The following is a 24155-nucleotide window of genomic DNA, read 5'->3' as shown; positions in this document are numbered from 1 at the left end:
GCCGCATCCCACCCTTTCCGAAACCGGGAAGACCCCCCATTCTCTGCACAGACCGAGACAGGGAGAACGAAGATGGCGAAATTCGGCCTGAGCCAACCCCTCCGTCGGGTGGAGGACCCCCGCCTGCTGATCGGCGGCGGCCGCTACACCGATGACATCGCCCTGCCCGGCCAGAGCTTCGGCCATGTGCTGCGCAGCCCGCATGCCCATGCGCGCATCGCTTCCCTGGATACCGCCGCCGCGAAGGCCATGCCCGGTGTGCTGGCCGTGATCACCGGCGCCGACCTGGTGGCCGATGGCGTGGGCGAGGTGCCCTGCGCCGTGCCCCTGAAGAACCGCGATGGCTCCCCGCGCGCGAACACGCCGCGCCTGCCGCTGGCCACCGACACCGTGCGCCATGTGGGCGACCCGGTGGTGTTCATCGTCGCCGAAACCCCCAAGGCCGCCCGCGACGCGGCCGAGGCGGTCGAGATCGAGTATGAGGGCCTGCCCTCCGTCACCGACCTGGCGACGGCCACCGAGCCCGGCCAGCCGCTGGTGTGGCCCGATGTGCCGAACAACATCTGCTTCGACTGGGAAGCGGGCGACAAGGCCAAGGCGGATGCCCTGTTCGCCAGTGCCGCCCATGTGACGAAGCTGACGGTGGTGAACAACCGCATCATCGTGAACAGCATGGAAGGCCGGGCCTGCGGCGCCGAATACGACGCGGCGACCGGCAAGTTCACCTTGCACTGCACCACCCAGGGCTCCTGGCTGGTGCGGGACCTGCTGGCCAATGTGGTGCTGAAGGTGGACCCCAAGCAGATCCGCGTGGTCACCCCCGATGTGGGCGGCGGCTTCGGCATGAAACTGTACCTGTATGCCGAATACGCTCTGTGCGCCTATGCCGCCCGCCTGGTGGGCCGGCCGGTGAAATGGACGAGCGAGCGCAGCGAGGCCTTCCTGTCGGACACGCACGGCCGCGACAACATCACGCTGGGCGAGCTGGCGCTGGACGCGAACGGCAAGTTCCTGGCGCTGCGCACCCGCAACGTGGCGGGGATGGGCGCCTACCTGTCCACCTTCGCGCCCTTCATCCCGACCGGGGCGGGCACCAAGGTGCTGGCCAGCATCTATGATTTCCAGGCCATCTACGCCAATGTCATCGGCGTGCTGACCAACACCGTGCCTGTCGATGCCTATCGCGGCGCGGGCCGGCCCGAGAGCAACTATCTGGTCGAGCGCCTGATCGACACCGCGGCGCATGAGCTGGGGATCGACCGTATCGACCTGCGCCGGCGCAACATCGTGCCGCCGGCGGCCATGCCCTATACCACCGCCATCGGCCAGACATACGACAGCGGCGACTTCGCCTTCGTCCTCGACGCGGCGCTGGCGAAATCCGACTGGGCGGGCTTCCCGGCGCGGCAGGCGGCCTCGGCCGCGCAAGGCCGGAAGCGCGGCATCGGCCTCGCCTATTACCTGGAAGCCACCGGCGGCGCGCCGACCGAACGGGCCGAGGTGCGCTTCACCCCGGATGGCTTCGCCGAGGTCTGGGTGGGCACGCAATCCACCGGCCAGGGGCATGAGACCGCCTATGCCATGCTGACCAGCCATGAGCTGGGCATCCCGATCGAGAAAATCCGCATCCGCCAGGGCGACACCGATGAGGTGCCGACCGGCGGCGGCACCGGCGGCGCCCGCAGCCTGTACTCGGAGGGCACGGCGATCCTGGCCACCACCGCGTCGGTGGTGGAAAAGGGCAAGCAGGCCGCCAGCGAGGTGCTGGAAGCCGCCATCGCCGATATCGAGTTCGAGCGCGGCAGCTTCACCGTGGCCGGCACCGACAAGGGCATCCAGATCCTGGAACTGGCCCGCACCCAGCGCGAGCGCGCGGCCAGGGGCGAGCCCGCCACCCTGCTGGACGCGGCCGAGGTGGCCGACATCCCCGCGCACACCTTCCCCAACGGCTGCCATGTGGCGGAGGTGGAGCTGGACCCCGAGACCGGCCTGGTCACCATCCCGCGCTATGTGGTGGTGGATGATGTGGGCCATGCGCTGAACCCGCTGATCGTGCGCGGCCAGGTGCATGGCGGCGTGGCCCAGGGCATCGGTCAGGCGGTGCTGGAGCGCACGGCCTATGACCCGGAATCGGGCCAGCTGCTCTCGGCCAGCTTCATGGACTACGCCCTGCCCCGTGCCTCGGACCTGCCGGATATCGCGGTGGAGCTGATGGAAATCCCCTGCACCACCAACCCGATGGGGGTGAAGGGCGCGGGTGAGGCCGGCGCCGTGGGCAGCCCGCCCGCCATGGTCAACGCGCTGGTGCACGCCCTGGGCGGCATGGCGGTGGACATGCCGGCCACCCCCGAAATCATCTGGAAAGCCTGTGCCGGGATGGCCGCATAATCATGATCACGCTGCTGACCTATCTGATCCCGCTGGCGATGGCCGCCACGGTGGTGGCCCTGGTGATGGGGCTGTTCCAGATGGCGCGGGGCTCGCCGGACCCGCATCGCTCGAACCGGCTGATGCAGTACCGCATCCTGTTCCAGGGCGCGGCGATCCTGATGTTCGTGCTGCTACTGATGCTCTTGAAAGGTTAGCCCCGCGCGGCGCATCCGGCCCAGCACCCACAGCGCCCAGGCCAGTTGCACGGCCAGGGCCGGCAGCAGCACCAGCGGCTTCTGGCTGGGGCCGAGCTGGAAGAACAGCGCCACCAGCGCGGCATGGAACAGGGTGAAGCCCGCATGCAGCGCCGCCACCCGCGCGGGGCTGACGCCGCTGCGCACCGCCATCTGGTACAGATGCGTGCGGTGCGGCCGGCTGACGGGCCGCCCCGCCAGTGCGCGGCGCACCAGCGTGAACACCGCATCGAACAACAGCGAGAAGATCAGCAGCGGCACGATCAGCACGCTGACCTGCTGGGCGTCGAAGCGAGAGGCCGCGACCGCCAGCACCGCCATCACGAAGCCCGCGAACTGGCTGCCCACATCGCCCATGAAGATGCGCGCGGGCGGCAGGTTGAAGGGCAGGAAGCCCAGGAAACCCGCGGCCAGGAACAGGCTGGCGGCATAGACGAACCACGCGCCCTCACTGAGCGCCACGCCGCACAGGGTGGCGCTGGCCAGGAACATCACGCTGGCCACCAGCGCGTCCGAGCCATCCATGAAATTCACGGCATTGGTGCAGCCCAGGATCCAGAACAGGGTGATCGGCACGCCGAGCCAGCCCAGCTCCACCACCCCCACCACCGGCAGGGCGAGCCGCGTGAGCACGAGGCCCGAGGCCACGGCCACCAGCGCCGCCAGGAACTGCGCCGACAGCTTCACCAGGAAGCGGAAATCCTTCACGTCATCGGCCAGTGCCACCAGCGCCATGGCGAAGGCCGCCAGGATGACGCCACGGAATTGCGGCTCCGCCAGGCGGGCGAAATCGGCCAGGCCATACAGCGCGGCCATGCCGAGCATGAAGGCCAGCACCACCCCCACGCCGCCGCCCTTGGGGGTGGGGCGCTTATGGGCCTTGCGGGCGTCCGGGTGGTCCAGGATGGGGAACCGGATCATCAGCGCCACGCCCAGGGCCGAAACCAGGGCGAGGCACGCGGCGAAGGCCAGATGCGCGATGAAGGCGGAGATCTGCATGGGCGCCGAGTTCTCGCGTGGGGCGCGGCCCGGCGCAATGGCTTGGCCGCGTTAAATATTGCGGCTTACGGGGTGCGGGCGCCCCGCAGCACCTCGCCGGCCCATTGCCCGTCCACCCGAGCGGGCTGGGGCAGCGGCTCTCCGGCGGCCTCGCCCGGGGTGTTCAGGTCCGCCTGGCGCAGGGCCTGGCTGGCCCATTCCACCGCCACCCGGGGCCGGGGCAGCGCCAGGGCCGGGGCGCGGCCGGTGGCAGTTGCCGTGGTGAGCTCCGCGCCGCTGGCCGTGCCCGGGTCATCCAGCACGGAAACGGCGCTGGGCCCGGTCGCCCCGGGGTCGTCCAGCACGGTGGGGCCTGCGGCGGGGTCGTCCAGCACCGCATGGGTGCCGCCGCCGGCCACCGCGCGGGCGGCCTGGGGGTTGGCCTCCATGATGTCCGCGTCGCGCCGCTGGCGCACCACGCTGCGCAGCCGGGCATAGGCGTCCAGGCTGTCGGCGCGCAGCACATCCAGGGTTTCCAGATTCTCCGCGCGCAGATCGACACCGCCGATCGCCCCGCGCGTGATGTTCAGCGTGCGCAGGGTATAGGCCGTCAGATAGGGACCGATCGCCAGTTGCAGCGGGTTGCCGAAACCGTCCACGCCATCGCCGATCGCGTCGCGCATGTTGCTCGGCCCCAGGATCGGCAGCATCAGATAGGGCCCGCCCGGCATGCCGTAGCTGGCCATGGTCTGGCCGAAATCCCCGGTCTGGCGGCGCAGCCCCTGGTCGGTGGCCACGTCGAACAGCCCCACCCCGCCCAGGGTGGTGTTCATCGCGAAGCGGCCCAGCGTGGTGCCCGCCGCGTCGAAACGCAGCTGCAGCAGGTTGTTGGCGAAGATCACCGGCTCACCGAGATTCTGCAGGAACAGCCGGATGCGGGTGCGCCCGTATTCGGGCACCACGCCGCGATAGGTCTCGGCGATCGGGCGGAAGATGCTCTCGTCCAACTCGGTGTTGATGTCATACAGGTGGCGGTTCACCCGCTCCAGCGGGTCGCCCGGATCGTTCGCGCCGGCGTATTGAGAGGCGGCGGTGGGCACCTCCACCCCGCCTCGCCCCACTTGCGTGGGCCCGCAGGCAGCGAGCAGAAGCAGCATCGGCATGGAGAGGCGGGCGCGCATGGCGTGGATATATAGAGCGGATCGGCGATGCTGACAGCGGCGGCCATTCTGTTTGTGGTGCTGGGGCTGGCGGCGGCGGCGCAGGGGCTGCTGGCCGCCCGCGCCGTGGCCCGGCTGACGGCCACCCGCCCGCCCGCGGGCCCTGCCCTGCCGGCCTCCGTGCTGAAACCGCTCTATGGGGCGGAACCGGGGCTGGATGACAATCTCGCGAGCCATCTGCGCCAGGACCACGCGGCCCCGCACGAATTGCTGCTGGCCGTGGCCGACCCGGCCGACGCCGCCGTGCCCGTCGCCCGCCGCTTCTGCCCGCCCGCCCGGCTGAACCTGGGGGGCGCGGTGCTGGGGGCGAATCGGAAGGTGTCGCAGCTGGTGCATCTGGCCCGCGACGCGGCCCACCCCGTCCTGGCGGTGGTGGATGCGGATATGCGCGTCTCTCCCCGCTGGCTGACGGCGGTGACGGCGCCGCTGGCCGACCCGGCGGTGGGGCTCGTCACCTGCCTGTACCGGGGGGTGGCGGCGGACCCGGGGTTCTTCTCGCGCCTCACGGCCTTGCAGGTGGACTGGCATTTCCTGCCGAGCGCGGCGCTCGGTGAATCCCTGGGCCAGGCGCATGGCTGCTATGGCGCCACCATGGCCCTGCGCGCCGAGACGCTGGCAGGCTTGGGCGGATTCGAGGCCTTCCTGGACCTGCTGGCGGACGACCACGCGCTGGGCGCCGCCGTGCGGGCGCTGGGCCTGCAAGTGGTCGTTTCGCCGGAATTGCCCGCGCATGTGATGCATGAGGCGGGGCCGCGCGGGCTGTGGCGGCACGAGCTGCGCTGGGCCCGCACGGTGCGGCTGCTGAACCCCTGGGGTTATCTGGGGCTGGGGCTGACCCACCCGCTGCCCTGGGCCACGCTGGGGCTGATCCTGGCGCCTTCCAACCCCTGGATCGCCGGGGCCTTCGGGGTTGTGCTGGCGGCACGGCTGGCGGCCACGGCGCGGATCGACCGCGCGCTAGGCCTGGCGCCCCGCCCGGCCTGGGTGCCGTTGCGCGATGCGCTGTCCTTTCTGGTCTGGATCGCCGGATTGTGGCCGGGCCGGGTGGCATGGGGCGGGCGGCGCTTCCGTATTGGCGCGGATGGGCGTATGAACCCTGGTTGAACGGGCCTGGGTTGAAGAGGATTGCGAAGAAGCCACTTGAGCTTCTTGCCGGCTTCGCCCACACCCCACCCCGGTTTCATGAAGGCACAGTACGCGGATGATGCGCACCCTCTTCCTCCAGGCCCCCACCTTTGACGGGTTCGATGGCGGCGCCGGCGCGCGCTATCAGGCGCGGCGGGAGATCAAGAGCTTCTGGTTCCCCACCTGGCTGGCGCAACCCGCCGCCCTGGTGCCGGGCAGCAAGCTGGTCGACGCGCCCCCGCATGGCCAGACCATGGCGGACATCCTGCCCATGGCCAAGGATTACGACCTGTGCGTGATGCACACCTCCACCCCCTCCTTCGCGTCGGACGTGAAGGTGGCGGAGGCGCTGAAGCAGGCCAACCCGAAGCTGATGATCGGCCTGATCGGCGCCAAGGTGGCCGTGCAGCCGGACGAATCCCTGCGCGACGCGCCGGTGATCGACTGGGTGGCCCGCAACGATTTCGACTTCACCATCAAGGATGTGGCCGAGGGGCATGACCTTTCGACCATCAAGGGCCTGTCCTTCCGCAACAGCGAAGGCGTGATCGTCCACAACGACGACCGCGAGATGCTGGAGGACATGGACAGCCTGCCCTTCGTGTCCGAGGTCTACAAGCGGGACCTGGACTACAAGAAGTACTTCATCGGCTACCTGAAGCACCCCTATGTCAGCTTCTACACCGGCCGTGGCTGCAAGAGCCGTTGCACCTTCTGCCTGTGGCCGCAGACGGTGGGCGGGCATCGCTACCGCACGCGCTCGGTCGAGCACGTGATCGCGGAAGTGAAGTACATCCTGCAGAACTTCCCGGAGATGAAGGAGCTGTTCTTCGACGACGACACCTTCACCGACGACCTGCCGCGCGCCGAGGCCATCGCGAAGGAGCTGGGCAAGCTGGGCGTCACCTGGTCCTGCAACGCCAAGGCCAATGTGCCCTATGCCAGCCTGAAGGTGATGCGCGAGAACGGCCTGCGCCTGCTGCTCGTGGGCTATGAGAGCGGCAACCAGCAGATCCTGCACAACATCAAGAAGGGCATGCGGGTGGACGTGGCCCGGCAGTTCACCAAGGACTGCCACACGCTGGGCATCGCCATCCATGGCACCTTCATCGTCGGCCTGCCCGGCGAGACGAAGGAAACCATCCAGGAAACGATCAAGTTCGCGATCGAGACCAACCCGCACACCATCCAGGTGAGCCTCGCGGCGCCCTATCCCGGCACCTATCTGTGGGACCAGGCGGCGCGCGAAGGCTGGCTGGACACCGCCCACACCGAATATGTGGACGCCCATGGCGTGCAGATCGCCCCGCTGCACTACCCGCATCTGTCGCATGAGGAAATCTTCGCCTCGGTCGAGGAATTCTACCGGCGCTTCTACTTCCGGGTGCCCAAGATCGCCTCGATCTGCGGTGAGATGGTGCGCGACCGCCAGATGCTGGTCCGCCGCCTGCGTGAGGGCGTGGAGTTCTTCCGCTTCCTGAAGGAACGCAAGGTGGCCGCCAAGGCGGCTTAGTTTTCCGCCTCAGGCGCCGGCGCGGCCATCCGGCCGCTTGGCTTGCGCGCCGCCACCGTGGCGCCGGGCATAACGGCTGCTCTGGGCGCGGTCGCGCTTTGCGCTCCCGGCCCGATGCTGAGCATCGGGCCGTTGTTGTATGGGGGGTGGGATGGCCCGCAGGTTCATCGTCAACGCCGACGATCTCGGCCTCGACGCCTCGGTGAACGAGGCCATCGAGCAGGCCCACACTGAGGGCGTGCTGACCGCGGCCTCCCTGATGGTCGGCGCCCCCGCGCATGAGGAAGCGGTGCGCCTCGCCCGCCGCAACCCGCATCTGGCCGTGGGCCTGCATGTGGTGCTGACCGACGGCGTCCCGGTGCTGCCGGCCAGCCATATCCCGTCACTGACCCAGCCCAATGGCCGCTTCCGGGACGACATGGCGCGGCTCGGGCTGACGCTGGCGCTGTCCAGGGCGGCGCGGGCGGAGCTGCGGGCGGAGGTCGAGGCCCAGATGGCCCGCTTCCGCGGCACGGGGCTGACGCCCGACCACATCAACAGCCACAAGCACTACCACCTGCACCCCGCCATCGCCGCCGTGCTGATGGAGGTGGCGGTGGCCGAGGAAATCCCCTGCATCCGGCTGCCGGATGAGGAACCGGCCACGGTGGGCGGGCACGTGCACTGGTCCAACGGCATCACCCATGCCTGGTGCGAGCGCCTGCGCAAGGGGGCCACGCGCCTGGGCCTGCGCGCCGCCGACCGGGTGGTGGGCCTGCACTGGTCCGGCGCCTTCACGGCCGAGCGCCTGCTCTCCGCCCTGCCCCGCATCAAGGGCGGCGTGACGGAGCTGTATTTCCACCCCGCCACCCGCGACGATGTGCCGGGCGGCGCCCCCGGCTATCGCTACCGGGCGGAGCTGGCGGCGTTGACCGACCCGCGCGTGATCGCGGCCATGGCGGGCACGCCGCGCGGCGGCTACAGGTCGATGCTGGCCGCATGAACCGCATCGGCTTGCTGGCGGCGGTGGCGGGGCTCGGCTTCGCCGTCTGGGTGGTGTGGCAACAGGATCTGGCTGAGGTCTCCACCCTGTTGCTCGGCGCCGGGGCGTCGCTGTTCCTGGTGGCGCTGGCGCATATCCCAGCTATGGTGGTGAATGCCCAGGCCTGGGCCATGCTGATGCCCGGCAACAGCCGCCCCTCCCTGCCCGCCATGACGCTGCAGGTCTGGATCCGTGAGAGCGTGAACAACCTGCTGCCCGTGGGCCGGGTGGGCGGTGAGATCGTGTGTTTCCGCCTGCTGCGGCGCTGGGGCGTGAAGGCCCCGGCGGCCGCCGGCGGCATGATGGCCGATCTGGCGCTGTCGCTGATTTCGCAGCTGCTGTTCTCGCTGCTGGGCATCGGGCTGCTCTCGGCGGGCGGGGCGGTGCTGGGCTGGCCCGCCATCGCGCTGGGCGTGGTGGTGGGGGTGGTGCTGGCCGCCAGCACCATCATGGTGATGCGCGCCAACTGGCTCAGCCGCGCCATCGCCGTGCTGAACAACATGGCCAAGGACCGGCTGGCGGGGCTGGCCGAGAGCACCCGGCGGCTGGACACCTACATGCGCCGGCTGTGGCGCCGCCCGCGTGCGGCGGTACTGTGCACGGCCTGGCAGTTCATGGCCTGGCTGGCCGGCGCGCTGGAGATCTGGGTGGCCGGCTGGGCGCTCGGCACCCCCATCTCCTGGTCGGACGCGGTGATGATCGAGGCGCTGATCCAGGCGCTGTCCTCGGCCGCCTTCCTGGTGCCCGGGGCGCTGGGGATTCAGGAGGCCGGATTCGTAGGGCTGGCCATGCTGGCGGGCCTGCCGCCCGCAGCCGGCGCCGCGCTGGGCCTGGCGCGGCGGTTCCGGGATGTGGTGCTGTTCCTGCCCGGCCTCGCGGCCTGGGCCTGGATGGAACGGCGCCAATAGCATCGAGGCGAGGGGTCTCCCCCCCGCCTCCGGTCCTCAGGCGAGCGCCAGGCGCTGCTCGTCCACTTCCTGCTTCATGCTCTTCTGCAGCTTCTCGAAGGCACGGACCTCGATCTGGCGCACCCGCTCGCGGCTGATGTTGTACTGCTGCGAGAGGTCTTCCAGCGTCGTCGGCTCATCCTTCAGGCGGCGTTCGATCAGGATGTGGCGCTCGCGCTCGTTCAGGGTCTTCAGCGCGGTGGCCAGCAGCTGCTTGCGGTTGGACATGTCCTCCCGCTCGGCCAGCTCCTCCTCCTGGCTCTCGCTGTCGTCCACCAGCCAGTCCTGCCACTCGCCCTCGCTATCGGCGCGGACGGGGGCGTTCAGGCTGTTGTCCGGCGCCGAGAGGCGGCGGTTCATGCTGATCACGTCGGCCTCGGGCACCTGCAGGGTGGTGGCGATCTTCTCGACCACCTCCGGCTGCAGATCGCCTTCCTCCAGCGCGGCCATCTGGCCCTTCAGCCGGCGCAGATTGAAGAACAGCTTCTTCTGCGCGGCGGTCGTGCCCATCTTCACCAGCGACCAGCTGTGCAGGATGTATTCTTGAATGGCCGCGCGGATCCACCACATGGCGTATGTGGCTAGGCGGAAGCCACGGTCCGGATCGAACCGCTTCACCGCCTGCATCATGCCGACGTTGCCTTCGCTGATCAGCTCACCCACCGGCAGGCCATAGCCCCGGTAGCCCATGGCGATCTTGGCCACGAGGCGCAGGTGTGAGGTCACGAGGCGATGGGCGGCCTGTTCGTCGCCACCTTCGCGCCAGTTCTTGGCCAGCCGGAATTCTTCCTCCGGCTGAAGCATCGGGAACTTGCGGATCTCCTGAAGGTAGCGCGACAGGTTGCCCTCAGGGGCCATCGGAATAGCAAGGGAAGCCATAGTCGACCTTCCTTCTGTTTGCCGGGCATCCTCCCCGTGACGGCGGAGGGTGTTCCGGCGGTCTCAGCACTTCCTTCCCGGGCCCACCCGGTCGCCTGCCACTGTCACGGAGTGGCGAGGTACTGACCTTGGGTTCCATGCGGCACCCGGGCTGGTTGCCGTGATGTTCCAATACCCGAACCGCCTCCGGGTTGCAAGGAAAACCGACCGGAAAGGTCGTATTACACTACGATACCGTCCAGTAACATTTGCATGTCTTCCGGGAGTTTCGCGCTGAAGGCCAGCGCCTCTCCGGTCACCGGATGGCGGAATCCCAGCGTGGCCGCGTGTAGCGCCTGGCGGGGAAAGGCCAGCAGCGCATCGCGCGTGGCCTTGGGCAGGCTGGAGGCCGCGGCGGGGATGCGCCGCAGATAGACAGGGTCCCCCACCACCGGGTGGTTGATGTGCGCCAGGTGCACGCGAATCTGGTGCGTGCGCCCGGTGGCCAGCTTGAGGCGCAGCAGCGCGGCCCCGGTGCCGAAGGCGCGCTCGGTGCGGTAATGCGTCAGCGCGTGCTTGCCGCCCTTGGTGACCACGGCCATGCGCTTGCGGTCGGTCGGGTGGCGGCCGATCGCGCCCTCGATATCGCCCTCGGCCGGCGCCGGCAGGCCCCAGCACAGCGCCAGGTATTCCCGCGACAGGTCGCGGGTGGCGAAGGCCTCGGACAGCACATGGTGCGCGCGCTCCGTCTTGGCCACGACCATGACGCCGGAGGTGTCCTTGTCCAGCCGGTGCACGATGCCCGGGCGCGCCTCGCCGCCGATTCCCGACAGCTCCTCCCCGGCATGGGCAAGAAGCGCGTTCACCAGCGTGCCGTCCGCGTTGCCCGGGGCGGGATGCACCACCAGCCCGGCGGGTTTGTTCACCACAATCAGATGGCGATCCTCGAACAGGATTTCCAGCGGGATCTCCTGGGCCTCGGGCCGGGCGGGAATCGGCGGCGGCACCTTCAGCTGGTAGCGGCTGCCGGGGCGCACGGCCTCCGCGGGCTCCGTCAGGGGCAGGCCGTCCCGGCTGGCCCAGCCGGTTTCCATCAGCGACTTGACGCGGGAGCGCGACAGAGAACCTATGGCGTCCGCGAGGAAACGGTCCACGCGCTGCCCGGCATGTTCCGGCCGGGCCTCGATATCATGGATGGTGGGGGTTTCGGCCAATGCGGGCGCTCTATGCTCTGGTGGTGGTGATGGGCGTGCTGCTGGTGGGCGGCACCGTGACGCTGGTGGTGCTGCTGGCGAAGCGGATGGGCGGGGCCACCGCCACCGCTGATGTGACAGCGGAAATCCCCGCGGGCAACCGCATCATGGGCATGGCTGGGGTGGAAGGGCGGCTGGCCCTGTGGCTGGAAGGCCCCGAGGGCAGCCGCGTGTGGCTGCTGGACCCCGCGACCGGCCGGCGGGTGGGTGAGGTCCGGTCGGGCGCGGTGCCCACGCGCTGATGGCGCACCGCAAGCCGAACCTGCCGGAGAAGATCTGCGCCGCCTGCGCCCGGCCCTTCGCCTGGCGCCGGAAGTGGGCGCGGGACTGGGAGGCGGTGCGCTACTGTTCCGAGGCCTGCCGGCGGGGAAAGCGGCTTGCCCACAAAGAAGATGCGCACCCCCCGCTTGCGCATCCGGCGCGGGCATCATAATACCCCGCTCGCGCTGGCCCCTTCGTCTAGCGGTCTAGGACGGAGCCCTCTCACGGCTCAAACACGGGTTCGAGTCCCGTAGGGGTCACCATCCTTTCTTCTTCTCCTGGTGTTCAGGGCTGCTACGCGGCCTTGCGGGCACGCGCCTTCGCCTGCCGCATCAGGCCCAGCACCTGCTGCACCTGCCCATCCTCCAGCATCAGCCGCAGCACGGCATGGCCATCGCGCATCGTCACGCCGGCCACGGGGATGCGCATGCCCGCCAGCAGCAGCTGCCCCGCCTGATCCCGCGCGACGGATTCCACCCCCGCCACCAGCGCCCCGCTGACCGACAGGTTCAGCACCCGCACCCCGCGCATCCCCCGGCCCATGTCGAGTTCCGCCGGCAGGTCGCAATCCACCCGTTCGTCCCGGCGCCGGTCCACCTCCTGGGTGGAGGTCCGCACCACCCGGATCACGGTCTGGCGCAGCTTCCGCACCGCCCCTTCCAGCACGCCCGCCGTGCGGTGCACCTCGCCCGATTGCGCGTCGGCCTCACCGGCGGCGGCGCGTACATCCTCGGTCAGCGCGGTCATGCGGGTGGCGGCGCCGGCGGTGTCCAGCACGCTGCGGCCGATGGCGGCGGTGGCGTGGCCCTGCTCCTGCACCGCGCCGGCCACGGCGGCGATCGTGGCGTCGATCTCCCCGATCAGGCCGACCATCTGGCCCACCTCCTCGGCGGCATTGGCGGTGGCCTGGCGCACGGCGGCGATCTGGCGGGCGATGGCGGCGGTGGAATGCGCGGTCTGGGTGGCCAGCTGCTTCACCTCGCTGGCGACGACGGCGAAGCCCTTGCCGGCCTCGCCCGCGCGGGCGGCCTCGATGGTGGCGTTCAGGGCCAGCAGGTTGGTCCGCGCCGCGATGTCGGCGATCAGGTCGGCCACCTTGCCGATCTCCTCCGCCTGGCGGGACATCGCCTCGATGCTGCCGCGCGCGCCCTGCCCGGCCACCACCGCCCTTTGGGCGCAGGCCGAGGAATCGCCCACCTGCCGCACGATGCCGTTGATGGACAGGGTCAGTGCCTCGGCGGCGCGGGCCATGCTCTCGGCCGTCTCGCGGGTCTGGAGGGCGGCGGCGGCGGCCTGGTCGGCGTCATGGCCGGTGCGGGCGGCGGTGGCGGACATGGCCTGCGCCGTGCCGGACATCCCGCTGGTCAGGGTGCTCACCTGCTCCATCGCGTCGCCCGCCTCGCGCTCGATGGCCTCGGCCATGCCGGTCAGGGCGCTGGCGCGGCTGGCCCGCTCGGCGGCGGCATAGGTTTCCAGCAGCAGTTCCAGGTCGAACCAGGCGCCCTTGTTCAGGGCGGCGCGGATGGCCGCATCCTGGCGCCGGCGCGCGCCGCCCAGCCAGCCGCGGCCCGCGCCGGCATCCTCCAGCCCCAGATCGGCCAGGATGCCGTGCATCACGCTGGCGTGGCAGATCGCCACCGCATAGCCCGGCACCCCATGGGCATAGAACAGCGAGGCCAGGGTATCGGCCGATTCGAGAAAGCCCGGCCCGACATCGCCCGAGACCACCCGGCACCAGTGGGACACCCGGGCCCGGTGCACTTCGGGCCGGGCCAGCGCGTTCTGGATTTCGGGCCAATGGGCGAATTCGCGGTGCAGTTCCACCAGCAGCGCCGGCAGGCGGTCCCGCGCGAAGGGGGCCAGGCCGCGCAGCAGGCGCAGATCCTCCGCCGTGATCCGGAATGCCGCGAGGCGCTTGTCCTGCTCGGTGTCGCTGCTCATGCTGCGGAAAGTCCTGGTTGCCTCGGATGTGCGCGCCCCATGCGCAGGCACATATGCGGGCACATTCGGGGCAAACATCAAACATCAGGTAAATACACTCCGGCCTGGCATCAGCGGCATTGATGCGGCACCGCAGATTTTCGCATTGGCCCGCCACGGGCACGGGCTGGCACTTTGCGGGCCATGCCCGTCGATCCCCATCTCCTCCTGGCCTGGGTGGCCGCCTGCCTGGTGCTGATCGTCACCCCCGGGCCGGACATGGCCTTCGCGCTGGGCCAGGCGATGGCGGGCGGGGCACGGCGCGGCTGGGCCGCCACCGCCGGCATCATGGCCGGGGCCACCTGCCATGTCGGCATGGCCGCGCTGGGCGTGGCGGCGCTGCTGGCGGCCAATCCCCTGCTGTTCCAGGCGCTGCGCTGGGCGGGCGCGCTGTACCTGTTCTGGCTGGGCGCGCAGGCGCTGCGGGCGGCATGGCGCGGCCAGCAGGGCATCGCGCCGCGCCCGGCCGGGCCCGGCGGCATGGCCGGCGCCTTCCGGCAGGGCTTCCTGACCAACCTGCTCAACCCCAAGGTGGGACTGTTCTTCCTGGCCATCCTGCCGCAATTCGTGGCCCCCGGCCGCGCGCCCGCCTGGGTGCAGATGCTGATCCTGGGCCCGATGCTGCCGCTGATGTCGCTGCCCTTCTTCGCGCTGCTGCTGCATGGGGCGGGGCGGCTGACCGCCCGGCTGCGCCAGGGCCGGGCCGCGCGCTGGCTGGAGGGCGCCATGGGCGGGCTGTTCCTGGGGCTCGGCGCGCGCATCCTGCTGGGCCGCTAGCGGCCGGTTAACCACCCCCGCCCCATCACTGCCGCCCGACACAGCAGAAGGGCGTCAGAATGACGCAACCACCGCGACCCTATGTGGTCATCGCCACCCCCTGTTTCGGGGCGATGGTGCACCAGGGCTACATGCTCTCCATCCTGAAGCTGATCTGCAGCCCGCTGGGCCAGGCCGTGACCTTCACGCTGGAAATGCTGGGCCATGACAGCCTGATCACCCGCAGCCGCAACACGCTGCTGGCGCGCTTCCTGGCCACGCCGGGGGCCACGCACATCCTGTTCGCCGATTCCGACATCCTGTTCGAACCCGACCAGCTGGCCCGCATGCTGGCCGCCGGGAAGGAGCTGGTGGCCGGCATCTACCCGCTGAAGGTCCGCAGCTGGGATGCCGCCACCCAGGCCCGCATGGCCCTCGGCGAGGCACCGGACAGCGCCTCCCTGCTCTATGTCGGCCAGGCCTGCACGGGGGCGGAGGCCGAGCGCTGCGGCGATTTCGTCACCGGCACCTATGCCGGCACCGGCTTCATGCTCGCCCGGCGGGACATGGTCGAGCGCATGATCCAGGCCTATCCCGAGACCCGCTACGAGCATATCGGCGCCGCCACCCCGGCCATGCCCGATGGCAGCCCCTGCCATGCCCTGTTCGACTGCGTGATCGACCCCGCCACCGGCACCTATCTCAGCGAGGATTTCACCTTCTGCCGGCGCTGGCGCGCGATCGGCGGCAAGCTGTGGCTGGATACCGCGGGGCGGCTGACCCATGTCGGCGCGCATGATTTCGTGGGGGACCCGGCCCGGCGCTACGTTTCGCCTGTCGAAACAAAAGCCGCTTTCCGCATGGACGAACCCGCCCCCCAGGGTTAGGCTTCCCCCAACGAAACATGCGGGGGAAGCGGTATGGGTCCACTCCAGGGCCTGCGGGTCATTGAAATGGCGGGCATCGGGCCCGGCCCCTTCTGCGCCATGCTGCTCGCGGACATGGGGGCCGAGGTGTGGCGCGTGGAACGCCGCGAGGGCCCGCCCGGCTCACGGCGCGATGTGATGGGCCGCGGCCGCCGCTCCATCGCGCTGGACCTGAAGCACCCCGCCGCCACCCGCGCCGTGCTGCGCCTGGTCGAACGGGCGGACGCGCTGATCGAGGGTTTCCGGCCGGGGGTGATGGAGCGCCTGGGCCTCGGCCCCGATGTGTGCCTGGCCCGCAACCCGCGCCTGGCCTATGGCCGCATGACCGGCTGGGGCCAGACCGGCCCGCTGGCGCCGCTGGCGGGGCATGACATCAACTACATCGCCATCACCGGCGCGCTGGACGCGATCGGCACCAAGGACCAGCCGGTGCCGCCGCTGAACCTGGTGGGCGATTTCGGCGGCGGCGGCATGCTGCTGGCCATGGGGCTGATGGCGGCCATGCTGCACGCGGCGCGCACCGGCCAGGGCCAGGTGATCGACGCCGCCATGAGCGACGGCGCGGCCCAGCTGATGGCCCCGATCTATGGCATGAAGGGCACGGGCCGCTGGTCCGCCCCGCGCGGGGGTAACATGCTGGATGGCGGGGCGCCCTATTACGGCGTCTATCGCTGCGGCTGCGGCGGCTTCCTGGCCGTGGGCCCGCTGGAGCCGCAATTCTTCGCCGAATTCCTCCGCCGGCTGGAACTGCCGGAGGGCGAGTTCGCCGACCGGCTGAAGCCCGAATTGTGGCCCGCCCTGCACGCCCGCTTCGCCGCCGTCTTCCTGACGCGCACGCGCGACGCCTGGGCCGCGATCTTCGACGGCAGCGACGCCTGCGTGGCCCCGGTGCTGACGATGGAGGAAGCGCCCACCCACCCGCACAACCAGGCGCGCGGCACCTTCTTCGAGCGCGAGGGCATCACCCAGCCCGCGCCCGCGCCACGCTTCTCGGCCACCCCCTCCTCCCCGGGCGCGCCCGCCCGGCTGCGCGGCGAGGACAGCCGGGCGATCCTGGAGGAATCCGGTTTCACCGCGACGGAGATCGCGGAACTTCTGGAGCAGCCCCCGGCCTGACGGATCGCCCGCGATCCATCAGGCCGGGGATGAGCCGCTCCAGCGACAACGCCGCTTCTGGAAGGATGACGCCCCATGGACACCCCCACCCCGATCCCGCGCCAGCGCACGGTCCTGACCGCCGAGCATGAGATGTTCCGCACCCAGGTGCGCCGCTTCGTGGAGCGGGAGATCGCGCCCCACCACCGCGAATGGGAACGGGTGGGGCTGGTCCCGCGCGAGGTGTGGCGCAAGGCGGGCGAACAGGGCCTGCTGTGCACCATGCTGCCCGAGGAATATGGCGGCGCCGGGGGCGATTTCGGCCACGCCGCCGTGGTGCTGGAGGAGCTGGCCCGGGTGAACGCCTCGGGCGTCGCGTTCCAGCTGCATTCCGATATCGTGGTGCCCTATTTCAGCACCTATGCCTCCGAGGCGAGGAAGCGCGAGTGGCTGCCGAAGATGGCCAGCGGCGAGATGATCACCGCCATCGCCATGACCGAGCCCGGCATGGGCAGCGACCTGAAGGCGGTCCGCACCTCGGCCAGGCGCGACGGCGACCACTGGGTGATCAATGGGCAGAAGACCTTCATCTCCAGCGGGCAGAATTGCGGCATCGTCATCGTGGTGTGCAAGACCGACCCGGAGGCGGGGCGGCGCGGCATCTCCCTGATCGCGGTGGAGGAAGGCACGCCGGGCTTCACCAAGGGCCGCAACCTGGAAAAGATCGGGATGCACGCGCAGGACACCTCGGAGCTGTTCTTCGAGGATGTGCGCGTGCCGCTGGACAATCTGCTGGGGGTGGAGAATCGCGGCTTCTACCAGCTGATGCACCAGCTGCCGCAGGAACGCCTGATCATCGCCATCCGCGCCGCCACCAGCATGGAGACGATGCTGGAGAAGACCATCGCCTATGCGCGGGAGCGCCAGGTGTTCGGCCAGGCCGTGTTCGATTTCCAGACCCACCGCTTCACCCTGGCCTCGGCGAAGGCCGAGATCGGCATGTACCGCGTCTACCTCGACGATTGCCTGGGCCGGCACATGCGCGGCGAGCTTTCGGCCGAGGAAGCGGCCGCGGCCAAGCTGCTGGGCACGGAGATGCAGAACCGGCTGCTGGATGCCTTCCTGCAGATCCATGGCGGCTATGGCTACATGGCGGAATACGAGATCGGCCGCGCCTGGGCGGATGCGCGGGTGGGCCGGATCTATGGCGGGTCCAGCGAGGTGATGAAGGAGATCATCGCCCGCACGCTGTGAAGCGGGTCAGCGCCCTTGCAGCCGCCGAACCTCCCGCAAAGTGGGGTCGGCGTCGTGAGACGGGAAGCCGAAATGCTCGCGCTGTTCGCACCAGGTCAGGCGGCCTTCCTTGTTCTCGATGGCAACCTCGGTTTCCGTTCTCAACACATAAAGGACGTTGAGTAGCGCCTGCATGCCGTCCACACCCCCCATCCGCTGCATACAGCGCGTCTCGGGGCCGGTGATGGTCATCTCCTTTCCCCAATCCTGCGCCACGATGCCGGGGCGCAGGGACAGGTAGCTGCGATGCGTTAACTCGGCATGAAATTCGGCCAGGCCCGCAGGGGTGGAAAGATGACGATGCCTGGCTCAGCGGCCCTGCCGACGACGCGCTTCCCTTAACTCAGGGTCCGCCTCGTGAGACGGGAAGCCAAAATGTTCGCTCTGCCCGCCCCAGGTCAGGCGGCCTTCCTGGTTTTCGACAGATGTCTCGGCTTTGGCGCTCAGCACATAGAGCACGTTGAGAAGAGCCTGCATGCCATCGACGCCGGCATCTCGGTTGACGAAGGACGTCGTCGGCCCCTGGATGCGATAGGGACAGAACCATGTGCCATCGGCTTCAGCATAGGGTTTGCCGATCTCAATCAGGAAGAGCGGCTCGCCGTCCACATCCAACTGCCGCGTGACCATGACCTCGAAGGGCGCTCTAGAATTATTTCCCAACATCATGTTACCTCCCGATGATTAGTGGAGGAATACATCCACCACGATCACATTGGGCAAACCTCTCCGAGGCGCTCGCCCAACATGATCGGCGCAAATCTGATATGTTAAGAAAATATCTACAAACAGCCCAATCCCTGATCCGTTGAAGCTCGCAATTATTGTTTCTGATGGCGGCCTGTATCTCCAAACGTCTCCTACGCACAAAATCAGCCACAGTCGCCGGTTGCGTCTGCGGGTTCGTCATATAACCGGCGGTCGGAGGCGCCGCCCGGACATGGGAAGCCACTTGCACCGCATGCCCGGCCCTCATTTGGCTATAAGCCCGCACATGCACCGCAGCACTTGCGCCTGGCTGACCATCCGTCGCGTTGGAGGTCGGACTTTATGCACAAAACACATCATGCCGCCCCACCGGCTTGGCGCGCCACTCCCCGTCAGCCTTCATGCAACAGCATGCGCATCCCGCTCGCAAAACCTGATCCGGTTGCCGAAGGGGTCGGTGATGGTCATCTCCTTCCCCCAATCCTGCGCCACGATGCCGCGGCGCAGGGGATGGTAGCCGCGCTTCGTTAACCATGCATGGGCAGGAAGATCACGATGCCCGGGCTGCCATCGCCATGATGGCCGCTGAGATCCAGCAGCAGCCCGTTGCGCGATATGCTTGTACAGCGGCAGGGTGGGTTCGAAACGGTGCTCCCAATCCACCTGGAAGCCCAGGTAGCCGATGTAGAACTCCCGCGCCTTCGCCTCGTCGAAGATGCGCAACACCGGGTTCGGTGCATCGAAGCCGATCGCCATGCTCGTTCTTCCCGAATTCGCTTGCATCTGTGGGGCTGCCGGGAAAGCCTCAACCATAAAGAGATTCATAGGGAAACAGCCATGCTCATCAACCGCCGCCGGCTCGCGCTGGCTTCTCTCGCCTTGCCCAGCCTGGCCCCAGGCCTTGCCGCCGCCCAGTCCTTCCCGAACCGCCCCATCACCATCCAGATCAGCTTCCCCGCGGGCGGCGCCACCGACGTGCAGATGCGCAGCGTCGCCGAGGCCGCTTCCCGCGCCTTCGGCCAGCCCGTGATCATCGAGAACCGCCCCGGCGCCGGCGGCACCCTGCCGGCCACCAACATGCGCGGCGCGCGGCCCGACGGCTACACGCTGGCGCAATTCGCCCTGCCCGCCATCCGCCTGCCCTTCATGCAGCGCATGGCCTTCAACCCGCGCACGGATTTCACGCCTGTCATCCACCTGACGGGCTATCTGTTCATGGTCACCGTGCGGGCCGACAGCCCCTATCGCACATGGGCGGACCTGGTGGCCGATGCCCGCCGCCGCCCGGGCGATTTGCGCATGGGCAACACCGGCGCCAACGGCACCCCGCACCTGACCATGGTGGAACTGGCCGAGAAGGAAAACGTGCAGTTCCTGCATGTGCCCTTCCGGGGAGAGGCGGAATCCATCCCCGCCATGCTGGGCGGGCATATCGACGCCGCCGCCACCGGCTCCAGCATGTTGCAGATGATCGTGGACGGGCAGCTGCGCGCGCTGAATGTGTGGCCGCGCACGCGCTCCCCCAAACTGCCCAACGTGCCGACGCTGATCGAGCTGGGATACCCGGACATGGTGGTCACCTCGCCCTATGGGCTGGTGGGGCCGCTGGGGATGGAACCGGCCATCGTGCGCGCCCTGCATGACGGCTTCCGCACCGCGCTGAACGACCCGGCCCATGTGGCCACGCTGGAACGGCTGGATATGCCGCTGGAATACCTGAACAGCGATGACTACCGCACCTTCATCCTGCGCACGGCGGATTTCGAGGAACAGCGGGTCAGGCGGCTGGGGCTGGCGACGGGGTGAGGCGGGGGCGCCGCCCCCGGCCCCCGCTCGGGGGGAAATGACTTCCCCCCCGAGAACCCCCCATTACTTTTTGGGAGTTTGGGGGCGGTTAGGAATCTGCGAAGGTTTCGCTGATAAATTTATATAATAATATCAAATACATAACATTAGTGCCGCCCCCAAACTGCTCGCAGGGGCCTGGGGAGATCTTATCTCCCCAGCGGATGGGGTCTGGGGAAGGCAGAGCCTTCCCCAGTCCGCCCTCCCCTTGGAGAAGGCGCCTCGGCCCCTATGATCCCTCCCCAGAACAAGCGAGGGACCGCCATGAACCGCAACGCCATGCATCTGATCATCCTGCCCGGCGACGGCATCGGCCCTGAGATCACCGCCGCCACCGTGGCGGTGCTGGAGGCGGTATCGGAGCGTTTCGGCCTGGGCCTGCGGCTGGAGCACGACATCGCCGGGCATGAGAGTCTGCGCCGCCACGGCATCACCGTGCGGCCGGACCTGCTGGAGAAGGTGCGGGCGGCCGATGGGCTGGTGCTCGGCCCCATGTCCACCTTCGACTACACGGATGAGAGCAAGGGCGGCATCAACCCCTCCATGTTCTTCCGCAAGAAGCTCGACCTGTTCGCCAATGTGCGGCCGGCCCGCACCTATCCGGGCGTGCCGCACCCGGCGGTGGAGCCCTTCGACCTGGTGGTGGTGCGCGAGAACACGGAGGGCTTCTACGCCGACCGCAACATGGAATCGGGCGGCAGCGAGATGCTGGTGACGCCGGATGTCTGTGTCTCCCTGCGGCGGATCACGCGGGACTGCTGCGCGCGGATCGCGCGCGCGGCCTTCCGGCTGGCGGCCACCCGGCGGGGGCGCGTGCATGCGGTGCACAAGGCCAATGTCCTGAAGATCGGCGACGGGATGTTCCTGGAGGAATGCCGCAAGGCCGCCGCCGAATTCCCCGCCGTGACGCTGGACGAATACATCGTGGACGCGATGGCCGCGCATCTGGTGCGCGCGCCGGGAAAGTTCGACGTGATCGTTACCACCAACATGTTCGGCGACATCCTGTCGGACCTGACGGCGGAGCTGTCGGGCAGCATCGGGCTCGGCGGTTCGGTGAATGCGGGGGTGGAGCACGCCATGGCCCAGGCGGCCCATGGCTCGGCGCCGGACATCGCGGGGCAGGACCGGGCCAACCCCTTCTCGCTGATCCTGTCTGCCGCGCAGCTGCTGGACTGGCACGCCCAGCGCCTGGACAGCGAGGCCTTCGCGTCCGCGGCCCGCGCGATCGAGGCCGCGGTGGAGGGCGCCGTGCGGGCAGGCGAGGCCACGGTGGATGTGGGCGGCAGGCTGGGCACGCGGGCGACCGGGGCGGCGGTGGTGCGGCGCCTCAACGCAGCGGGCGTCCCCACGCCCTGAACCGCCCCGCGCCCTTACCACCGCCAGCCGGAGGACGTTACGGCAGCGCAGCCATCAAGGCCGCCTGGAACCCCTGCCGCTCCGCCCGGAAATCCCGGCCATAGGCGGCGGCAAAGGGCGGCTGCGGCTGGGCGGAGAGGGTGACGATCACCACCCCCCGCGCCCGGTTGATGTACAGCGACTGCCCGGCGAAGCCCACCGCCACCATCGCCCCGTCGGCGTCGATCCACCAGCTGTAGCCATAGCCGGTGGCGCCATAGCTGCTCTGGCCCGGCTCCAGCGCGAAATGGGGGGTGGCGGCTTCCTCCACCCAGCCCTCGGGCAGGATGCCGTCGCCGCCGCGCAGGATGAACTGCCCGAACCGCCCGTAATCGCGCAGCGTGGCCCCGGCCCGGCTGCCGCCGATCTCTTGCCCACCCTCGGATTCCAGCGTGTAGAAGCCGTCCTGCTCCATCCCCAGGGGCTCCCACACCTTGCGGCTCATGTAGCTCGCCAGGGTTTCGCCGGTCGCCGCCGTCAGCAGGCAGCCGAGCAGGAAGGTGTCGCCGGTGTTGTAGTGGAAGAAGCTGCCTGGCGCGTGCTCGGCGGGCAGCCCGCGCAAAATCTCCAGCACGCCCCCTGCCCGCTTCTCGCCCAGGCAGCGGCTGTACTGGTTCACATGGGAGGAACGGTCGGTGTAGTCCTCGCTCCAGCCCACGCCCGAGGACATGGTAATCAGGTCCCGCACCGAGACCCGGTCATAGGCCGAGCCCCGCACCCCCGGCACGTAATCGGAAACCTTGTCCGCCAGGCCGCCGATATGCCCATCCTTGATCGCGGCGCCGACCAGGGTGGAGGTCAGCGACTTCACCATGGACATCGACGACCAGCGCACATCCTCCCGCAGGCCCAGCGCGTAGTGCTCCATCACCACCTGCCCCTGGCGCAGCACCAGCAGCCCGGCGACACAGGCGCGGTCCATGTATTCGCCCACGCCGCCATGCGCGTAACCCGGCGACAGCGCCGGTCCGCGCGGCAGGGGCGTGACCGTGGCCCCGCGCCGGATGGTGCGCGTGGCGAACATGCGGTCCACATTGGCATAGGCATGCGGCTGCAGCGTGGGCGGCAGCAGCAGGAACTCGCCGCCGGGCGGCAGGCGGAAGACGGGGGCGGACAGGCTCATCAGTCGAGCTGGATGTTCAGCGGCCGCGCGACCTGGGTCCAGCGCGCCAGATCATCCCGCAGCATGGCGCCGAAGGCCGCGCCATCCGCGCCATTCACTGTCACCCCCAAGCTGTCCACCCGGGCCTGGAACAGCTCGGAGCGCAAGGCGGCCGTGAAGGCCTCCGCGATCTGCGCCACCACCGCGGGCGCCATGCCGGCCGGCCCCGCGAGGCCGGTCCAGATGCTCGCCTCGAAATCCGGCACGCCGCCCTCGATCAGGGTGGGGGTGTCGGGCAAGGCCGGAAAGCGCCTGCGCGAGGTGACACCCAGCACCTTGAACTGCGCCGCGTTGGAGGTGAGCACGGACGGCACCGAGACGAACATCAGCCGGATGCGCCCCGCCGCCAGGTCGTTGAAGGCCGCCGCCGCCCCCCGATAGGGCACGTGTTCCACATTCAGCCCGGCGCGGGCCTTCAGATCCTCCATGATCAGATGCGTGTTGGTGCCGATGCCGGTGGAGGCATAGGGCAGCGGCTCCCGTGCCTCCCGCGCCAGGCGCAGCAGCCCGGCGATGTCGTTCACCGGCATGTCGGGGGCGGCCAGCAGCGCCACCGGGCTGTCCGACAGATGCAGAATGGGCGTGAAACTGCCGATCGGGTCATAAGGCAGGCGCCGCCCGATGGCCTGGGCGATGGTCAACTGCCCCGCCGTGGCCAGCAACAGGGTGCTGCCGTCCGGCGCCGCGCGCGCCACCGCCTCGGCCCCCAGCACGCCGCCCGCCCCGGCGCGGTTTTCCGCCACCACCTGCTGGCCAAGCGAAGGCGCGGCCGCCTGGGCGAGCAACCGCCCCAGCACATCCTGCGATCCGCCCGGGGCAAAAGGCACGATCAGCCGGATGGGCTTGTCGAAAGCCAGGGCCGGCGTGGCGGCGAGGGTGAGGAGGAAGGTGCGGCGCAGCATGCCGGGTATGGTGGCAGGATGGGGGAAGCGCGCAAGGGTGAGGGCGCTGCCCTCACACTCCCGCTCGGGGGGAAATGACTTTCCCCCCGAGAACCCCCCATTACTTTCCATCAGTTTTGGGACGGCTCGGAACCTGCGAAGGTTTCGCCTGACAAATTTATACAAGGGTCTCGACTAGCACGAGCGTCTGAAAGGTCGCTAATGCTATGAAAAGACTTGTGAACCGGTACGTCAAAAGTTCCAAACTTTCCGAGCCCCAGTTCCGGCTGTTCGCCAAGCTGTTCGCGGCC

General features: G+C 69.3%; 24 protein-coding genes, 1 tRNA gene and 1 pseudogene. 15 read left to right on the top strand and 11 right to left on the bottom strand.

What is annotated here, in order from left to right; translation table 11 throughout:
- The first annotated feature begins 72 nt into the window (after positions 1-72).
- On the top strand, positions 73-2388 hold the full coding sequence (locus GT007_RS16220; RefSeq protein WP_160122671.1) for a xanthine dehydrogenase family protein molybdopterin-binding subunit: 2316 nt from the start codon (positions 73-75) through the stop codon (positions 2386-2388).
- A gap of 2 nt (positions 2389-2390) precedes the next feature.
- Entirely contained in the window at positions 2391-2585 is a 195-nt protein-coding gene (locus tag GT007_RS16215) for a twin transmembrane helix small protein (protein ID WP_160122670.1), read from the top strand.
- On the opposite strand, the gene GT007_RS16210 is transcribed toward GT007_RS16215, so the two are convergent.
- Entirely contained in the window at positions 2562-3623 is a 1062-nt protein-coding gene (locus GT007_RS16210; RefSeq protein WP_160122669.1) for a glycosyltransferase family 4 protein, read from the bottom strand. The two genes, GT007_RS16215 and GT007_RS16210, sit on opposite strands and share 24 nt — an antisense overlap.
- A 65-nt stretch (positions 3624-3688) precedes the next feature.
- On the bottom strand, positions 3689-4765 hold the full coding sequence (locus GT007_RS22830; RefSeq protein ID WP_160122668.1) for an MlaA family lipoprotein: 1077 nt from the start codon (positions 4763-4765) through the stop codon (positions 3689-3691).
- A 45-nt stretch (positions 4766-4810) separates the two neighbouring features.
- Here GT007_RS22830 and hpnI point away from each other — a divergent pair, with 45 nt between their 5' ends.
- The 4 genes from hpnI to GT007_RS16185 all read left to right on the top strand — a co-directional run bounded on the left by hpnI (position 4811) and on the right by GT007_RS16185 (position 9389).
- Positions 4811-5926, top strand: coding sequence for a bacteriohopanetetrol glucosamine biosynthesis glycosyltransferase HpnI (gene hpnI, locus GT007_RS16200; protein ID WP_160122667.1), 1116 nt, complete (start codon positions 4811-4813; stop codon positions 5924-5926).
- Between the two features lie 97 nt (positions 5927-6023).
- Entirely contained in the window at positions 6024-7460 is a 1437-nt protein-coding gene (gene hpnJ / locus GT007_RS16195) for a hopanoid biosynthesis associated radical SAM protein HpnJ (protein WP_201451953.1), read from the top strand.
- A 151-nt stretch (positions 7461-7611) separates the two neighbouring features.
- Positions 7612-8442, top strand: a complete 831-nt coding sequence (gene hpnK / locus GT007_RS16190; protein WP_160122666.1) for a hopanoid biosynthesis-associated protein HpnK — start codon at positions 7612-7614, stop codon at positions 8440-8442.
- Positions 8439-9389, top strand: a complete 951-nt coding sequence (locus GT007_RS16185) for a lysylphosphatidylglycerol synthase domain-containing protein (RefSeq protein ID WP_160122665.1) — start codon at positions 8439-8441, stop codon at positions 9387-9389. Before hpnK ends, GT007_RS16185 begins: the two co-directional genes overlap by 4 nt.
- A gap of 36 nt (positions 9390-9425) precedes the next feature.
- On the opposite strand, the gene rpoH is transcribed toward GT007_RS16185, so the two are convergent.
- Together rpoH and GT007_RS16175 are read right to left on the bottom strand one after the other, a co-directional pair.
- Entirely contained in the window at positions 9426-10286 is an 861-nt protein-coding gene (gene rpoH, locus GT007_RS16180) for an RNA polymerase sigma factor RpoH (RefSeq protein ID WP_160122664.1), read from the bottom strand.
- Between the two features lie 242 nt (positions 10287-10528).
- On the bottom strand, positions 10529-11500 hold the full coding sequence (locus GT007_RS16175; protein ID WP_236571699.1) for an RluA family pseudouridine synthase: 972 nt from the start codon (positions 11498-11500) through the stop codon (positions 10529-10531).
- Here GT007_RS16175 and GT007_RS16170 point away from each other — a divergent pair.
- The 3 genes from GT007_RS16170 to GT007_RS16160 all read left to right on the top strand — a co-directional run bounded on the left by GT007_RS16170 (position 11500) and on the right by GT007_RS16160 (position 12063).
- Positions 11500-11781 carry a DUF6476 family protein gene (locus tag GT007_RS16170; RefSeq protein WP_201451952.1) on the top strand — a complete coding sequence of 94 codons (282 nt, stop codon included), beginning with the start codon at positions 11500-11502 and terminating at the stop codon, positions 11779-11781. The two genes, GT007_RS16175 and GT007_RS16170, sit on opposite strands and share 1 nt — an antisense overlap.
- On the top strand, positions 11781-11972 hold the full coding sequence (locus GT007_RS16165; protein ID WP_160122663.1) for a DUF2256 domain-containing protein: 192 nt from the start codon (positions 11781-11783) through the stop codon (positions 11970-11972). The genes GT007_RS16170 and GT007_RS16165 overlap by 1 nt, the downstream gene beginning before the upstream one ends.
- Positions 11973-11987: 15 nt before the next feature.
- Positions 11988-12063: transfer RNA gene (locus GT007_RS16160), tRNA-Glu, on the top strand.
- A 31-nt stretch (positions 12064-12094) separates the two neighbouring features.
- On the opposite strand, the gene GT007_RS22900 is transcribed toward GT007_RS16160, so the two are convergent.
- A complete protein-coding gene (locus tag GT007_RS22900; protein WP_160122662.1) occupies positions 12095-13741 on the bottom strand; it encodes a methyl-accepting chemotaxis protein in 1647 nt (548 codons plus the stop codon).
- A gap of 183 nt (positions 13742-13924) precedes the next feature.
- Here GT007_RS22900 and GT007_RS16150 point away from each other — a divergent pair, with 183 nt between their 5' ends.
- From GT007_RS16150 to GT007_RS16135, 4 genes are all read left to right on the top strand, one after another.
- The gene (locus tag GT007_RS16150; RefSeq protein ID WP_160122661.1) at positions 13925-14557 is read left to right on the top strand and encodes a LysE family translocator; all 633 of its coding nucleotides are present in this window, start codon (positions 13925-13927) and stop codon (positions 14555-14557) included.
- A gap of 59 nt (positions 14558-14616) precedes the next feature.
- A complete protein-coding gene (locus GT007_RS16145; RefSeq protein WP_160122660.1) occupies positions 14617-15423 on the top strand; it encodes a hypothetical protein in 807 nt (268 codons plus the stop codon).
- A gap of 33 nt (positions 15424-15456) precedes the next feature.
- A complete protein-coding gene (locus GT007_RS16140) occupies positions 15457-16578 on the top strand; it encodes a CaiB/BaiF CoA transferase family protein (RefSeq protein WP_160122659.1) in 1122 nt (373 codons plus the stop codon).
- A 75-nt stretch (positions 16579-16653) separates the two neighbouring features.
- Positions 16654-17811, top strand: a complete 1158-nt coding sequence (locus tag GT007_RS16135) for an acyl-CoA dehydrogenase family protein (RefSeq protein WP_201451951.1) — start codon at positions 16654-16656, stop codon at positions 17809-17811.
- A gap of 6 nt (positions 17812-17817) precedes the next feature.
- Here GT007_RS16135 and GT007_RS16130 read toward each other — a convergent pair whose 3' ends face one another.
- The 3 genes and pseudogenes from GT007_RS16130 to GT007_RS16120 all read right to left on the bottom strand — a co-directional run bounded on the left by GT007_RS16130 (position 17818) and on the right by GT007_RS16120 (position 19314).
- On the bottom strand, positions 17818-18066 hold the full coding sequence (locus GT007_RS16130) for a DUF6968 family protein (RefSeq protein WP_408015556.1): 249 nt from the start codon (positions 18064-18066) through the stop codon (positions 17818-17820).
- Between the two features lie 93 nt (positions 18067-18159).
- The gene (locus GT007_RS16125; protein WP_160122657.1) at positions 18160-18480 is read right to left on the bottom strand and encodes a DUF6968 family protein; all 321 of its coding nucleotides are present in this window, start codon (positions 18478-18480) and stop codon (positions 18160-18162) included.
- A 477-nt stretch (positions 18481-18957) separates the two neighbouring features.
- Positions 18958-19314 (bottom strand): annotated as a pseudogene (locus GT007_RS16120) (glyoxalase superfamily protein).
- Positions 19315-19395: 81 nt separating this feature from the next.
- Here GT007_RS16120 and GT007_RS16115 point away from each other — a divergent pair.
- On the top strand, positions 19396-20364 hold the full coding sequence (locus GT007_RS16115) for a Bug family tripartite tricarboxylate transporter substrate binding protein (protein WP_160122656.1): 969 nt from the start codon (positions 19396-19398) through the stop codon (positions 20362-20364).
- 303 nt (positions 20365-20667) lie between these two features.
- Positions 20668-21762 (top strand): isocitrate/isopropylmalate dehydrogenase family protein, encoded by a 1095-nt coding sequence (locus tag GT007_RS16110; protein WP_236571697.1) that lies wholly within the window; start codon positions 20668-20670, stop codon positions 21760-21762.
- Positions 21763-21799: 37 nt separating this feature from the next.
- On the opposite strand, the gene GT007_RS16105 is transcribed toward GT007_RS16110, so the two are convergent.
- From GT007_RS16105 to GT007_RS22505, 3 genes are all read right to left on the bottom strand, one after another.
- Entirely contained in the window at positions 21800-22924 is a 1125-nt protein-coding gene (locus GT007_RS16105; protein ID WP_160122655.1) for a serine hydrolase domain-containing protein, read from the bottom strand.
- Entirely contained in the window at positions 22924-23865 is a 942-nt protein-coding gene (locus GT007_RS16100; protein ID WP_160122654.1) for a Bug family tripartite tricarboxylate transporter substrate binding protein, read from the bottom strand. The genes GT007_RS16105 and GT007_RS16100 overlap by 1 nt, the downstream gene beginning before the upstream one ends.
- Positions 23866-23975: 110 nt before the next feature.
- The coding region (locus GT007_RS22505; protein ID WP_236571696.1) for a hypothetical protein at positions 23976-24155 on the bottom strand (180 nt) is incomplete at its 5' end.

Source organism: Rhodovarius lipocyclicus (assembly GCF_009900765.1).
GTDB classification, from domain to species: Bacteria; Pseudomonadota; Alphaproteobacteria; order Acetobacterales; family Acetobacteraceae; genus Rhodovarius; species Rhodovarius lipocyclicus.
This window is presented reverse-complemented; position numbering and strand designations above follow the sequence as displayed.

What these genes read in the sequence shown, in the direction of transcription:
- hpnJ (WP_201451953.1), top strand. Translation starts at nt 6,024, where the DNA reads ATGATGCGCACCCTCTTCCTCCAGGCCCCCACCTTTGACGGGTTCGAT.
- GT007_RS16215 (WP_160122670.1), top strand. Translation starts at nt 2,391, where the DNA reads ATGATCACGCTGCTGACCTATCTGATCCCGCTGGCGATGGCCGCCACG.
- GT007_RS16210 (WP_160122669.1), bottom strand. Translation starts at nt 3,623, where the DNA reads ATGCAGATCTCCGCCTTCATCGCGCATCTGGCCTTCGCCGCGTGCCTC.
- GT007_RS16135 (WP_201451951.1), top strand. Translation starts at nt 16,654, where the DNA reads ATGGACACCCCCACCCCGATCCCGCGCCAGCGCACGGTCCTGACCGCC.
- GT007_RS16100 (WP_160122654.1), bottom strand. Translation starts at nt 23,865, where the DNA reads ATGCTGCGCCGCACCTTCCTCCTCACCCTCGCCGCCACGCCGGCCCTG.
- rpoH (WP_160122664.1), bottom strand. Translation starts at nt 10,286, where the DNA reads ATGGCCCCTGAGGGCAACCTGTCGCGCTACCTTCAGGAGATCCGCAAG.
- GT007_RS16170 (WP_201451952.1), top strand. Translation starts at nt 11,500, where the DNA reads ATGCGGGCGCTCTATGCTCTGGTGGTGGTGATGGGCGTGCTGCTGGTG.
- GT007_RS16165 (WP_160122663.1), top strand. Translation starts at nt 11,781, where the DNA reads ATGGCGCACCGCAAGCCGAACCTGCCGGAGAAGATCTGCGCCGCCTGC.
- GT007_RS16185 (WP_160122665.1), top strand. Translation starts at nt 8,439, where the DNA reads ATGAACCGCATCGGCTTGCTGGCGGCGGTGGCGGGGCTCGGCTTCGCC.
- GT007_RS16220 (WP_160122671.1), top strand. Translation starts at nt 73, where the DNA reads ATGGCGAAATTCGGCCTGAGCCAACCCCTCCGTCGGGTGGAGGACCCC.
- hpnI (WP_160122667.1), top strand. Translation starts at nt 4,811, where the DNA reads ATGCTGACAGCGGCGGCCATTCTGTTTGTGGTGCTGGGGCTGGCGGCG.
- hpnK (WP_160122666.1), top strand. Translation starts at nt 7,612, where the DNA reads ATGGCCCGCAGGTTCATCGTCAACGCCGACGATCTCGGCCTCGACGCC.
- GT007_RS16150 (WP_160122661.1), top strand. Translation starts at nt 13,925, where the DNA reads ATGCCCGTCGATCCCCATCTCCTCCTGGCCTGGGTGGCCGCCTGCCTG.
- GT007_RS22830 (WP_160122668.1), bottom strand. Translation starts at nt 4,765, where the DNA reads ATGCCGATGCTGCTTCTGCTCGCTGCCTGCGGGCCCACGCAAGTGGGG.
- GT007_RS16115 (WP_160122656.1), top strand. Translation starts at nt 19,396, where the DNA reads ATGCTCATCAACCGCCGCCGGCTCGCGCTGGCTTCTCTCGCCTTGCCC.
- GT007_RS16125 (WP_160122657.1), bottom strand. Translation starts at nt 18,480, where the DNA reads ATGGTCACGCGGCAGTTGGATGTGGACGGCGAGCCGCTCTTCCTGATT.
- GT007_RS16110 (WP_236571697.1), top strand. Translation starts at nt 20,668, where the DNA reads ATGAACCGCAACGCCATGCATCTGATCATCCTGCCCGGCGACGGCATC.
- GT007_RS16145 (WP_160122660.1), top strand. Translation starts at nt 14,617, where the DNA reads ATGACGCAACCACCGCGACCCTATGTGGTCATCGCCACCCCCTGTTTC.
- GT007_RS16105 (WP_160122655.1), bottom strand. Translation starts at nt 22,924, where the DNA reads ATGAGCCTGTCCGCCCCCGTCTTCCGCCTGCCGCCCGGCGGCGAGTTC.
- GT007_RS22900 (WP_160122662.1), bottom strand. Translation starts at nt 13,741, where the DNA reads ATGAGCAGCGACACCGAGCAGGACAAGCGCCTCGCGGCATTCCGGATC.
- GT007_RS16140 (WP_160122659.1), top strand. Translation starts at nt 15,457, where the DNA reads ATGGGTCCACTCCAGGGCCTGCGGGTCATTGAAATGGCGGGCATCGGG.